This is a genomic window from Sphaerimonospora thailandensis (genome assembly GCF_016863115.1).
Lineage (GTDB): Bacteria > Actinomycetota > Actinomycetes > Streptosporangiales > Streptosporangiaceae > Sphaerimonospora > Sphaerimonospora cavernae.
The window spans coordinates 49,650-61,722 of record NZ_BOOG01000046.1 but is presented as its reverse complement, the minus strand read 5'-3'; the positions used below and the strand labels follow the sequence as shown (position 1 = coordinate 61,722).

Sequence of the window (12,073 nt, the reverse complement as noted above, 5' to 3'; positions counted from 1 at the left end):
CGGCGACGGGCTCGTCGGAGGCTTCGTCGGGGTCGCGGACGGCGACGGCGACGGGCTCGTCGGAGGCTTCGTCGGGGTCGCGGACGGCGACGGGCTCGTCGGAGGCTTCGTCGGAGTGGCGGACGGCGACGGCGTGGAGCCGCCCGGGAGGAGCTTCCACAGGGCCGGGACGTTCGGCGGCTCCCAGCCGGCCAGGGACGTGTGTGGCTGGACGATCTCGTAGTCCTTGCCGGAGTACGTGACCCGCGCGCCCACGGCGTAGTAGGTGTTCGGGGCCCAGGCCGGGTAGGCCAGGGCGACCGCGCTCTGGGGGGCGGTGGCGGCGGTGGCGGTCCCGATGGCGAGCGGCGCGAGCAACATTGCGCCTGCGACCATGGACCCCAGCAACATTTTTCGCAAGAGTAGCTCCAGGTAGGGGGGTGTCCCGGAAACTCATAGGAAAGTTTCCTATCAGTTAATCCTGGAGCTTACGTTCACGTCAGCCGGCGGTCAACACCCGAGTCGCCGGTTAATCTCCGTTTAAGACTCCGCTAAGGCATTCCCGATCGGATCCGCGGCCGCGGATCAGCTTGTCGACGGGATGAGCACCTCGATGGGGTCGAGGTCCCCGGGGGCGTCGCCGGGGTAGGCCCCGGACAGCATCGCGCCGACCGTGTAGAGGTTCCAGGCGAGGGCGGGCTGCTTGACCACGGGCGCGGCGAACATCTCCTCGACGGCGTCCTTCCTGACGAGGTCCCAGAGCACGCCGTTGCCGAGCACGCCGTCGCGGAGCACCGCGGTCAGCCGTTCTCCCGGGCTGGTCCGCCAGTTCCAACTGCTTCCGCCGCCCTTCGGCTTGGGCGCGGCCGGCTTCTTGGGCGTGGACGACCGGCGGCGGGCGAGCAGCGACTCCCACCTCGAGGGGGTGCGCTCGGCCCGGAACCTCCACTCGGCGCCCTCGAGCGGGATCCCCCGAAGCCGCGGCGCGAAGATGCCGATCAGTTCGTGGACGACCTCCTCCGAGCGGCGCCACAGCGGGTCGAGGGCGAGCGCCGCCCCCACCACCCGGTTGTCGAGGAACGGCTGCACGGCGTCGCCCCTGCGCAGCGATCCGGCGCGCGCCGCCGCGTGCCATCTGCCCACCCGATAGGTGACGTATATGTGGTCGAGCGCCCCGGCGGGATCGGTCTCGGCGCGTTCGCGCCAGGGCGTGGCGAGCTCGCGGGCATGGGCGTTGGCGTCGTCGGTGAAAAAGGCCTCGTCCTTCAGGAAGAACGCGTCCACCCGGCGCCGCATCGCGGCCGGCGCGGGATTTCCCTGACTGTAGAGGAAGCCGCCGCGCAGGATCTCCCCACTCTGCCCGGACATGGTGAGCTTCGAGCTGTAGGGCAGGTATTCGACGATGCTCTCGTATGCGGAGGTCATACCCTCACACGTGCGCAGCACCTCGTGGGTACGGCGCAGCGGATGCTCCACCAGCACCGCGTCGCGCCGCTCCGTTCGCTTGGGCGCGATCACGTTGTGCTCGACGCCGAGCTTGGCGGCGATCCGCCGGGCGATCACGACGTCCGGGTGGTCGTCCAGGCCGTTGGTGGTCGCCCGGAACGGCACCCCGGCCGCGTGGAGAAGCGCCGCCATCAGCCGGCTGTCGCGTCCTCCGGTGAGCGCCAGGTTGACCTGGTCGGTGAGCGGCCGGACCGTCTCCACCAGCGCCTCGGCCAGGCCCTCGATCGCGGCACGCCTGCCCCGGGACGATGTCGGCACGGGACCTGCCGTGGGCAGCGGCACCGTCGTGATCCGCCTGATCCGTTCGTGGCCGGTGCCGTCGCGCACCTCGAGCGTCGACGACGGGGGCAGCGCGGCGACCCCCTCGAACGGGGTCTCGTCGGACAGGAAGTAGCCCTGACGCACCATCGACTGCAGGGCCCGTACGTCCCAGGCCACCGGACCGCCGCCCCGGGCCACCAGGTGCACGAGAAGCGCGCGGTTTCCGACGATGTGCAGCTCCGGGGTCTGCGCGTAGAAGATCCCGCAGGCCCGCGTCATGTCGGTGACGGCCGTCAGCCCGCCCGGCTCGATCCTGATGGCGGAGAAACACCCGCGCGTGCCGAGCGCGATCTCCCCCATCGACAGGCCCGACGAGGACGGGCCGAGCAGCCTCCCCACGTCGTCCCAGTCGAGCAACCGCCCGGTGACGCCGATGGCCGCGTCCCGCGTCGCGGTCACGAGCTCGGGCCGGGTACGGCTGTCGCCCTCGTTTCCCCAGCCGAGCAGTACGGCCCCGGGAAATCGGTGCCGAGCCGAGGTCACGGTGTCCGCGGGCACCGGGAAAGCCTGCTCGATCAGGTCCTCCGCCTGCCGGATCACGCTGTCGAGCAGCGGCTCGGCGGAGCCGCCGCCTTTGCTCGCCACGGCGAGAAAAACGCGCATGAAGACCTCACATCGGTGGAAATCGCGATCACGTCGTCAGAGAACCGGACGATACCGGCCGCGCAGTCGGACGAATGGGGCTTTCGCGGCATTGACGTAATCGATGTTGCGGACCTCCGCGATGAACAGGGTGTGGTCGCCCGCCGGGACCACCTGCGTCGTCTCGACCTCGATCGCGGCGACGCCGCCGTCCACGACGAGCGCGTCGCTGTGGGGGCCGCGATGGTGGGCGGCCCCCGACAGCAGCAGGCGCGCGCCGGGCCGACCGGCCGCGGCGAACCGCGAGGCGATCGCCTGCTGGCCGTCGGCGAGCAGGCTGGCCGCCCACCGGTCCCGGCGCAGCAGCACCTCGGTCAGATAGCTCGTCGAGGTGAGACCGACCAGCACGAGGGGAGGATCGAGCGATACCGACGTCAGGGACGTCACGGTGACGCCGAGGTCGTCGCGGCCGTCCCGTACGGTGACCACCGCCACCCCGGCCGCCGCCTGGGCCATGGCCTCGGTGAACAATCCGCGCAACGAGCTCACTCCTTCCTGTCTGGTCGGGCCATCCGGACGGGTCAGAGGAGCCCGTTCTGGGTCAGCCAGTCCTTGGCCACCACCGGAGGATCATCCTTGTCGACGGCGATCCGCTTCATCAACGACACGAGCGTGGCGGTGTCGAGCTTGGCCGAGATGTCATCGAGGGTCGAGGTGACCTCGGCGTCGACCCCCGCCCGGTAGACCAGAGGGGTGACGTTCTCGGCGCCGAAGGCGTTCTTGGTGTCCTGCAGCGGCACCAGGTCGTTCAGCACGATCTTGGGGTCGGTGGTGAACACGTTGCCGACCTGGATCGTGCCGCCCTTGATCGCGTCAGCGGTGGTCGCGCCCGTCGGCTTCCACTGCTTGAACTCGATGCCGTAGACGGTCTTGAGGTTCTCCTCCTGGCGCTGCTTGAACTCGGGCGGTCCGCCGACGACGAAGTTCTTCGACACCTTGGCCAGGTCCTCCATCGTGGCCAGGCCGTACTTGTCGGCGGTCTTCCTGCTCACGCTCAGCGAGTTCTTGTCCTCGGCGGCCGACGGTGCCAGAAGCACGAGTTCGGCCGGGAGCTTCGCCCTCACTTCGGCCATGATCTCCCTCTGGGACCTGGCCGTGCTGTTCTTGTCGACGAACGCCAGCAGCGAGCCGACGTATTCGGGCAGAACGGTCAGTCCGCCGCTCTTGATCTGGTCGTACACGACCTCGCGGCTGCCGATGTTGGGCTTCTCCTCGACCGTGATGCCCTTGGCACGCAGCGCCTGCGCGTAGATCGAGGCGAGCAGGACGCTCTCGGGGAAGTCGAAGGAGCCGACGACGACCGGGCCGGCCAGTCCGCTCGAGGTGGCGGAGTCAGCCGACCCCGCGGCGGTGTTCAGCGGGTCGGCGCCGCCACAGGCGGATAAGGCGAGCGTCGTCACCAGGGCTACGGCGGTCGCGCCGAGGATGCGTCGGATCATCATGAATCCCTTCAAGTCGGAAAAGTAGGAGAAGTTAACAGATCAACGGAGGTTACGCACTCCCGGCGAGACGGTCACCCGCTGGAGCAGCGTGAAACCGAGTTGGACGGCCAGCGCGAGCGCGGCCACGAGGACCGCTCCCCCGATGACGTCGGCGTACGTCTTGGTGGCGATGCCGTCGATGATGAACCGCCCGAGTCCGCCCAGCCCCACGAACGCCGCGATCGTGGCCGTCGACACCACCTGGATCGCGGCGAGCCGCAGGCCGAGCAGGATCAGCGGCAGCGCGACCGGGACCAGCGCCCGGAAGAGGACCTGCCGGCCGCGCAGGCCCATGCCGTACGCCGCGTCGCGCAGGTCGGGGTCCACTCCGCGGATGCCCTCATGGGTGTTGACGAGGATCGGCGGAACGGCCAGCACGATCAGCGGGATCAGGACCGGCGCCGCGGTGCCGACGCCCGCCAGCAACACGACGAGCACGAGCAGCCCGAGCGTGGGCAGGGCACGGGCGGCGTTCGCCGAGACGACGACGATCAATGCGCCCCGGCCCGTGTGTCCGGTCAACATGCCGAGCGGCACGGCGATCAGGGCCGCGATCAGGAACGCCACCCCGGAGAACTCCAGGTGCTCCAGCAGCCGGACGGGAATGCCGTACGGGCCGGACCAGTTGGCCGCGTTCCCGAAGAAGTCGATCAGCCAGCTCATCGCGCGTCCCTCCATGCCCGGGACCATGGGGTGAGCAACCGTTGGGCGAGCACGAGCAGGCCGTCGGCGAGCACGGCGAGCAGCACGATGAGCGCGATTCCCACGATGATCGGGGTGTAGAACTGGCGCTGCCACCCGTCCATGAAGAGCTCGCCGAGGCCGCCCTGCCCGATCAGCGCGCCCACGCTGACCAGGCTGATGCTCGACACCGTCGCCACCCGCGTACCCGCCAGGACCACCGGTACGGCGACCGGCAACTCGACCTGGAGCAGGCGGCGCAGCGGCCGGAAGCCCATCGCCACCGCCGACTGCCGCACGTGGTCGGGCACCGAGGCCAGCCCGTCCACCACCGCCGGGATCAGCACGGCCAGTGTGAAGAACGTCAGCGGGATGATGACGGTCGCCGGGGTCAGCCCGGTGACGGACAGGAAGATCGAGAAAAGCACGAGCGACGGCAGCGCGTACATCACGTTCACCAGGCCGGCGGTGGGCTGGTAGAGGCGGGGCCAGCGCGCGCAGGCCAGGCCGAGCGGCAGGGCGACGAGCAGCCCGAGCAGCACCGGGACGAAGGCCATCAGGAGGTGGCTCTCCAGCAGCGTGCTGATCGCGGACGGGCTGCCGTTGTCCCAGTTCCGCGTGATCCAGTCCCAGCGGATCAGCGGTTCGCTCTTCATGCCGGTGATCCCTCGCCGGCCGGTGCTCTCTGATCGGCCGGTGCTCTCTGATCGGCCGGTGCTCTCTGGTCAGGGAGGCCTCCGGCGTATTTCCGCAGCACGGCGTCGAGCGCCTCCCGCGTCGCCACGCCCAGCACGCGGCCGTCTCCGTCGACCGCCACGGCCGTGCCGTCGGGCGACAGCAGCGCCGCGTCCAGCGCCGCGCGCATCGAGTCGCTCTCCGGATCGAAGGTTCCGTACGGCACGAGCCTGCCGTCGACACGCAGCCCGATCGGGCGGTCGTCGCCGCCGACGGCGAGATCGGCGGGCGCCGGGTCGAGCCGGACGTCCTTGGCGGAGATGAAGGACAGCCGCCGGATGCCGCGGTCCCGGCCGAGGAACTCGCGGACGAAACCGTCGACCGGTTCGCTGAGCAGCGTGGCCGGTCCGGCCATCTGGGCGAGTCTGCCTCCCGTATGGAGGACGGCCACGGTGTCGCCCAGTTTGATCGCCTCGTCGATGTCGTGGGTGACGAACACGATCGTCTTCCGCAACTCGGACTGGAGACGCAGCAACTCGTCCTGCAGTCCGGTCCGCACCACCGGGTCGACGGCGCTGAACGGCTCGTCCATCAGCAGCACGGGCGGGTCGGCCGCGAGCGCCCTGGCCACCCCGACGCGCTGCTGCTGGCCGCCGGAGAGCTGGAAGGGATAGCGCGTCGCCAGCTTCGGGTCGAGGCCCACAAGCTCGATCAGTTCCATCGCGCGGGCCCGGGCCTTCTTCCTGTTCCAGCCGAGCAGGTACGGCACAGTCGCCACGTTGTCCACGATCCTGCGGTGCGGGAACAGGCCGGCGTGCTGGATCACGTATCCGATGCCCCGGCGCAACGTGGCCGGGTCGATCTCCCGCACGTCCCGGCCGCCGAGCAGGATCCGGCCCGAGGTGGCGTCGACCATGCGGTTGATCATCCGCAGCGAGGTGGTCTTGCCGCACCCGGACGGCCCGACGAGCACGGTGATCGCCCCGCCGGGCACCTCCATGCTCAGGTCGTCCACCGCGACCGTGCCGTCCTGATAACGCTTGGTGACACCGTCGAATATGATCAAGGATTTCGTCCCGTCGTTCTGATCCCGCCGGCGCCGCCGGGTCGTGGTCACCCTCGCGCCGCCGGCCCGCCGGGCCCGCCGCCCCGACTCCTGCCTCTTCAGCCCCGCATCGTCCCTGCTCCCTGCCCCTGACCTCGTGCCGATGCCCGTTGTCTTGATGACCCTTTTGTTGTTGACTCCTGACCGTCAGCCTACGGCCGTAAGGTAGACATGTCCGAGCAGCCATTGAATTCGAACACACGAATGATACGCGGAGATCTTGACCGAATGCCCCCCAATATGCCGACCAATAGGGCATCTGAGGTGCGCCGACCCGTGATGTCTTGGCATGATTGGCCTCGGGCTTCCTGTCTGCCCTCCGAACCACCCAGGAGGCGGTCGTGACTACACCGCTCATCGGTCAGCCGCTCACCGGGAAGCACTCCCGGAGCGATCTGGTCGCCGAGTTCTACGAGCGTCACGCCGCCGGGCTGTTCGCGTACTGTCACGACCAACTCGGTGAGACCACGTCGGCCGGCGACGCCGTCGTGGCGGTGTTCGCCGCGCTGCCGTTCGGGGAACCGCCGCGCGCCGTCCTCTACGCGCTGGCCCGCCGGGAGATCTACCGCCGGGACGTCAGCTACGCCATGCCCGCCGTCGACTCGGCCGTCGATCCCGCCACCGCGCTCATCGAGCGGGTGTTCCGCGACATCCGCCCGCACCAGCGTGAGGTGCTGCTGCTGTCCGCCGTGTGCGGGCTGACGAAGCCCGAACTGTCTCTGGTGCTGGACGTCGCCGCGGACACGGCCGAGGATCTCACGGCCGGAGCGAGGCATCGCTTCGCCCAGACTCTGGCGACCGCGGTGTCGGCCGTCAGGTCGGCGCCGTACCTCGCCCCGGATGTGGCCGAGATCTACGACGCGATCGGCGTCGCCCCGATCGAAGACGTGCTGGCCCGGCTGCCCTGGCGCCGGCCCTCCGCCGACGTACGCGGCCGGGTGCTGTCATCGCTGCCTCACCAGGACCCCGGTGCGGCCGATGCCGCTCCCCCGCTGCCGATCAAGCGGCTCTGGCCGACCGCTCCGTCCTGGCCGCTGCCGCTGAGCGCGCCCGACCAGGTCAGCAACACCTGCGTGGTCCCGGCCGACGCGGTCCCGACCGACGCGGTCCCGACCGGCTCGGCTCAGACCGGCTCGGCTCAGACCGAGGCGCTCGGTTCGGCCAGGCCGAGACGGAGGGCCAAGCATGAGGCCACCACCGAGCCCATGCCCAGGCTGCGCGGCTCGCTGCTGGCCGCGCTCGGCGAGAGCCGTACGCGCAGACGACGCGGCACGGTGGGGAACACGACAGGGAACACGACGGCGTCCCACGCGACGGGAACGACGCCGGGCACAGCGACGGACACGGCGCCGGGCACAGCGCACGTCACGCCCACCCGGTCCGGCCCTCCCGCAACCCCATCCCCCACAGCCCAATCCCCCGTGTCCGGGTTTCCCGTGACGGCGGCATCGGGTCCCGCCACCGAGCCGTTCGACGCGTTCCGGCCCCTTGAGTCGGAGAACGCCCCGAGGGAGAACAGCCCGGACAGGCAGGAGACGCGGCGTGGTCACGGGACCACCGCCAAGGTCGACCCTCCGCCGCCCGTCTTCGCCGCACCCGGCTCGACGACGTCCGGCTCGACGACGTCCGGCTCGACGACGTCCGGCTCGACGACGTCCGGCTCCGCACCGGCCGCCGGTGAGGGCCCGACCACCAAGGAGACCGAGAGCAAGACCGCCGGGGAAAGCAGAGCGCCCAAGGCGGCGCGGGCGCGGAGCAAGCGCGTCAGGAACCGCGACCGCCACTACGACTGGGCGTGGGAGCTGGTCGGCTTCCTGATCTGCCTGGCCATCGCCTTGATCGTGTTTTTCGCGCTGCCCAACATGGTCACGCATTGATCGTCGGCTGAAGTGCTCACCTGGGCGGTTCGGGAGCCAGGCCCGCCCTCGCCATCGCCTTCCAGATCACCTGGTCGTACGGCCGGCCGCTCTTCTCGTGTGCCTCGATCCCGGTCGGCGTGACCTCTCGACTCAGCAGTCCCGACGTCAGCGTGCGCAGTTCCATCCGGTCCGCGTCCAGAGCGAAGTCCACCGGGTCGCCCAGAAGGTCTCGTCCCGCGCCCCTGAACGGAAAGCTAGAACAGCTTCTAATACCCGTCCAGAGGCCGGATTTCCGAGGCGGTCACAGCTGGGCGAATAGCCAGAAAACGTATGGAGGAATGCGAGGTTTTGTGACTGAATGGTAACCCTTCCAGGATGGTGGGAATCAGATAACGTGTTCTCATGCGTACCTCGCGAGCGGCCACCGACGACCCGGCGCCACCCCCGAAGGGGGCCACCGGTGTCCGCGCCCGCAGCCAGCACCAGCGGCGTCGGCGCATCGTCCAGGCAGCGGCCGCACTCGCCTCACGAGGCGGCGTCGAAGCCATGCAGATGCGTACGGTCGCCGAACGCGCCGGAGTCGCCCTCGGCACGCTCTACCGCTATTTCCCCTCGAAAATGGACCTGGTCGTAGCGGTGGTGAGCGAGGAGATCGACCTGCTGGAGACGAGCATCGAGCGACGTCCCCCCGCGTCCGGCACCCCGGCGGGCCGGGCCGTGGACGTCCTGATGCGCGCCACCCGGGGCCTCATGCGGGAGCCGGAGCTCGCCGACGCCCTCATCCGCTCGCTGATCATGGCCGAGGTCGAGACGCCGTTCGGAGAGCGGCTCGCGCGGCTGCTGCTGCGGGTCGCCGCGGGCAGGACCGGTACGGACGGGGTCATCGCCGAGGCCCCCTCCGGGGATGTCACCAGGGAGCGGCTCGCGCTCGCCGAGTCGCTGGCCGCCATCTGGGTGCACGAGCTACTGGAGATGCTGCGCGGCAAGCGCACCTATGACGACATCCAGACACGCATCGAGCTCGCCGCCCAACGCCTCGTAGCCGACTTCTGACCAAACCCCCGATGCCGCGACACCCCGAGACTGCAAGATAAACAAATGCGGTAAGCGCAGCTCATCGTAGGTGTGTGCGAGCAAGTGCGAGATCGCGGGGAGGGTGTGCGGGGAGGTGGAGTCAGCGCCAGGCGTCGATGACGTCTTCTGCTCCCCACAGGAGATCGACACGTTGGGTGTCGGGGTGGACTCCGGACAGCGATACCACGGCCAGACCGCTCACCCCGGTTTCGAATCCGGGGACCAGCGCGGCATCGCGGCGGAGCTTGGCGAGGTCATGCCCGTCGAACGGAGTGCCGAGCCACTTGATCGATCCCGCGAACGCGATCTGGCGGGCCACGGGGGACCGATCGGCGCCGACGAGGTCGACTTCGGGGGCGAACTGGCGGTTCCACCAGCCGCCTATGGCCTCCGCCTCGGGCCATGGCAGCTCCCCCACCGCGGCCGCGACTCCCAGGGCCTCGCGTACGATCGGCTCCACCGCCCGGCCGCGCAGACTGGTCCATCGCCGCTCCACCAGCCGGAAGGCCATGTCGGGCCGGCCGCGCCGTACGTGCTCGGCCGCTGAGCGCAGAACGCCCAGATACATCCGTAGGTTGTGATCCGAGATCCGGTACAGCGCCGGTTTGCCCGACTGGATTGACAAGGGCTCATCGATGGCCAGAACGTGCTTCTCCTCCACCAATCTACGCAGAAGCGGAGAGAGCGAGCCCGACTTCAGTGGGCCCTCACGTCCGCCTGCCGCCGCCGCGATGGCGGCCTGCGTCCGGTCGCCGCTACCGACCGCCTCCAGCACCCGGCGGGCCTGGTCAGGCGTGGGGAACTCGGCGAGCAGCACCGACTCGGGCACACCGAACAGGGGAGAGGCCGGGTCCGCGCATTCCGCCCGGATGAAATCGAGCGCAGGCGTGCCCGACGGCCAGGCGCGAAGGATTCCCGGCAGGCCGCCACTGATGAGATAGGCGTCCACCGCGTCCGCTCCCGTCAGGCCGATGGCCTCGGCGGTCTCGGCCGGGTTGAGCGGCCCGAGGGCCATGGTGTCGGCACGCCCGTAGAACGGACGGTCGTAGGCGGTCAGGCGCCCCATCATGTGCAGGTCACTGCCGAGCAGGAGCAGCAGGATCGGCCGGGCCGACAGCAGCCTGTCCCAAGCCGTCTGCAGCGCTCCGTCGAACAGGTCGTCCTGCTCGGCGAGCCAGGGCATCTCGTCGATGACGACGATCGCGGCACCTGGGGGAAGTGCCGCGAGCAGGACCCGGAACGCCTCGGGCCAGCTTCCGCTGGTCAACTGGACGACATGCTCCGGTGTCGGCGGCAGTGATGAGTCCGCGAGCTCCGCACAGAACTCCGCCACCGACTCCACCGGAGACATGCCCTTGGTAGCGGTGAAGTACAGGTACGGCACGCCGGCCTGGTCGCAGAACTCCTGCACGAGCCGAGACTTGCCCACCTGGCGACGGCCCCTGATGGCCAGGGCGGCTCCGCTGCCTGTGACACGCACCTGGTCGAGGCGCTTGCGGAGCACGGCGAGCTCGGTTCGGCGTCCGATGAACGTCGATCGCACCATCAGGCCCCCTATGTAGATGCCATCTAGCTAGATGCTATCTACATAGGGGGTGCAGCGATGTGTGTCAGTCGAAGACGACGATCTGGCGGAGCACTTCGCCGCTCTTGAGCGCGGCGACGGCGTCGTTCAGGTCGGCCAGCTTGATCCTGGAGCTGATCATGCTGTCCAGGTCGAGCCTGCCCGCCTTGTAAAGGGCGGCGAAGCGCGGGAAGTCCCGGCGCACATCCGCGTCGCCGTACATCGAGCTGAGCAGGTTCTTGCCCTCGAACAGCAGGCTGAAGGCCGTCAGCGGGACCTGGTCGTCCATGGCTCCCGCCCCGACGACGATCACGTCGCCGCCGCGCCGGGTCGCCTGCCACGCCGTCATGATGGCGGCGGACCTGCCGACCACCTCGAAGCCGTAGTCGAAGCCCTGGCCGCCGGTCAGCGTGCCGATCGCGTCCATGAGCCCGTCGGGCGTGCACGCGTGGGTCGCGCCCACCTTCTTGGCGAGCTCGTGCTTGGACTCCAGCGGGTCGATCGCGAGGATCGTGGTCGCGCCGGACAGCCGGGCGCCCTGGATCACCGACAATCCGACGCCGCCGCAGCCTACGACGGCGACGGTCGACCCCGGCCGCACCTTCGCCGTGTTGAGCACGGCCCCGACGCCGGTGGTGATGCCGCAGCCGATCAGCGCGGCGGCCTCGAAGGGCACCGCGGGGTCGACCTTGACGGCGCCCTGCCAGGGGACCACGATCTCCTCGGCCCAGGTGCCGCAACCGGACATGCCGAACGCCGGATTGTCTCCGTCGTAACGGAACCTGGCCTCGGCGAAGCTCTTCATGATGTACGTCATGCAGAGGTTCGGCTGACCGACGATGCAGTTCGGGCAGTCGCCGCAGGCGGGCGTCCAGTTGATGATGACGTGGTCGCCAGGTTGTACGGAGGTCACCTGGTCGCCCACTTCGACGACCTCTCCCGCGCCCTCGTGACCCGGGATCACCGGCAGCGGCATGGGCAGCACGCCCGACAGCACCGACAGGTCGGAATGGCAGACCCCGGTCGCCCTGATACGTACGCGGACGTCGGCCGGTCCCACCGGCGTCAGCGTGAAATCGTCACGGATGTCGAGCTTCTCGTCGCCGACCGCATGTAAGAGCGCGCCGCGCATGGGGACCTCCTGGTTGTCCGGTCTGTAGGGGAATGGTCCTCGTCAGTCGTCCAT

The 12,073-nt window shown here is 69.6% G+C and carries 12 protein-coding genes; 2 read left to right on the top strand and 10 right to left on the bottom strand.

Annotated elements, in window-relative coordinates:
* The 7 genes from Mth01_RS22280 to Mth01_RS22250 form a co-directional block, all read right to left on the bottom strand.
* Nucleotides 1-360 (bottom strand): carbohydrate-binding protein (locus Mth01_RS22280; protein ID WP_407695967.1); only part of this gene is annotated, 360 nt, incomplete at its 3' end.
* Nucleotides 361-564: 204 nt separating this feature from the next.
* Complete coding sequence (locus Mth01_RS22275; RefSeq protein ID WP_204017861.1) at nt 565-2,409, bottom strand: asparagine synthase-related protein; 1,845 nt, start codon at nt 2,407-2,409, stop codon at nt 565-567.
* 36 nt (nt 2,410-2,445) lie between these two features.
* On the bottom strand, nt 2,446-2,937 hold the full coding sequence (locus Mth01_RS22270; protein ID WP_239089904.1) for a flavin reductase family protein: 492 nt from the start codon (nt 2,935-2,937) through the stop codon (nt 2,446-2,448).
* A gap of 32 nt (nt 2,938-2,969) precedes the next feature.
* Nucleotides 2,970-3,887: an ABC transporter substrate-binding protein gene (locus Mth01_RS22265; RefSeq protein WP_204017860.1), complete on the bottom strand. Its 918-nt coding sequence runs from the start codon at nt 3,885-3,887 to the stop codon at nt 2,970-2,972.
* A 42-nt stretch (nt 3,888-3,929) separates the two neighbouring features.
* Complete coding sequence (locus Mth01_RS22260; protein ID WP_204017859.1) at nt 3,930-4,592, bottom strand: ABC transporter permease; 663 nt, start codon at nt 4,590-4,592, stop codon at nt 3,930-3,932.
* Nucleotides 4,589-5,266 carry an ABC transporter permease gene (locus Mth01_RS22255; protein ID WP_204017858.1) on the bottom strand — a complete coding sequence of 226 codons (678 nt, stop codon included), beginning with the start codon at nt 5,264-5,266 and terminating at the stop codon, nt 4,589-4,591. The genes Mth01_RS22260 and Mth01_RS22255 overlap by 4 nt, the downstream gene beginning before the upstream one ends.
* The gene (locus tag Mth01_RS22250) at nt 5,263-6,351 is read right to left on the bottom strand and encodes an ABC transporter ATP-binding protein (protein WP_204017857.1); all 1,089 of its coding nucleotides are present in this window, start codon (nt 6,349-6,351) and stop codon (nt 5,263-5,265) included. The genes Mth01_RS22255 and Mth01_RS22250 overlap by 4 nt, the downstream gene beginning before the upstream one ends.
* Before the next feature lie 380 nt (nt 6,352-6,731).
* Between Mth01_RS22250 and Mth01_RS22245 the strand changes: the two genes are divergently transcribed.
* Nucleotides 6,732-8,267, top strand: a complete 1,536-nt coding sequence (locus Mth01_RS22245) for an RNA polymerase sigma factor (protein WP_204017856.1) — start codon at nt 6,732-6,734, stop codon at nt 8,265-8,267.
* Nucleotides 8,268-8,283: 16 nt separating this feature from the next.
* Here Mth01_RS22245 and Mth01_RS22240 read toward each other — a convergent pair whose 3' ends face one another.
* Nucleotides 8,284-8,460, bottom strand: coding sequence for a hypothetical protein (locus Mth01_RS22240; RefSeq protein WP_204017855.1), 177 nt, complete (start codon nt 8,458-8,460; stop codon nt 8,284-8,286).
* A gap of 191 nt (nt 8,461-8,651) precedes the next feature.
* On the opposite strand from Mth01_RS22240, the gene Mth01_RS22235 reads away from it, so the two are divergent.
* Nucleotides 8,652-9,302 carry a TetR family transcriptional regulator gene (locus Mth01_RS22235; protein WP_204017854.1) on the top strand — a complete coding sequence of 217 codons (651 nt, stop codon included), beginning with the start codon at nt 8,652-8,654 and terminating at the stop codon, nt 9,300-9,302.
* 121 nt (nt 9,303-9,423) lie between these two features.
* Here Mth01_RS22235 and Mth01_RS22230 read toward each other — a convergent pair whose 3' ends face one another.
* Together Mth01_RS22230 and Mth01_RS22225 are read right to left on the bottom strand one after the other, a co-directional pair.
* The gene (locus Mth01_RS22230) at nt 9,424-10,869 is read right to left on the bottom strand and encodes an ATP-binding protein (RefSeq protein WP_239089903.1); all 1,446 of its coding nucleotides are present in this window, start codon (nt 10,867-10,869) and stop codon (nt 9,424-9,426) included.
* Nucleotides 10,870-10,933: 64 nt separating this feature from the next.
* The gene (locus Mth01_RS22225; RefSeq protein ID WP_204017853.1) at nt 10,934-12,019 is read right to left on the bottom strand and encodes an alcohol dehydrogenase catalytic domain-containing protein; all 1,086 of its coding nucleotides are present in this window, start codon (nt 12,017-12,019) and stop codon (nt 10,934-10,936) included.
* Between the last annotated feature and the right edge of the window lie 54 nt (nt 12,020-12,073).

Excerpts from the sequence above, each read along its gene's own strand:
- Mth01_RS22275 (WP_204017861.1), bottom strand. The coding sequence starts at position 2,409 with ATGCGCGTTTTTCTCGCCGTGGCGAGCAAAGGCGGCGGCTCCGCCGAG.
- Mth01_RS22255 (WP_204017858.1), bottom strand. The coding sequence starts at position 5,266 with ATGAAGAGCGAACCGCTGATCCGCTGGGACTGGATCACGCGGAACTGG.
- Mth01_RS22260 (WP_204017859.1), bottom strand. The coding sequence starts at position 4,592 with ATGAGCTGGCTGATCGACTTCTTCGGGAACGCGGCCAACTGGTCCGGC.
- Mth01_RS22225 (WP_204017853.1), bottom strand. The coding sequence starts at position 12,019 with ATGCGCGGCGCGCTCTTACATGCGGTCGGCGACGAGAAGCTCGACATC.
- Mth01_RS22235 (WP_204017854.1), top strand. The coding sequence starts at position 8,652 with ATGCGTACCTCGCGAGCGGCCACCGACGACCCGGCGCCACCCCCGAAG.
- Mth01_RS22265 (WP_204017860.1), bottom strand. The coding sequence starts at position 3,887 with ATGATCCGACGCATCCTCGGCGCGACCGCCGTAGCCCTGGTGACGACG.
- Mth01_RS22230 (WP_239089903.1), bottom strand. The coding sequence starts at position 10,869 with ATGGTGCGATCGACGTTCATCGGACGCCGAACCGAGCTCGCCGTGCTC.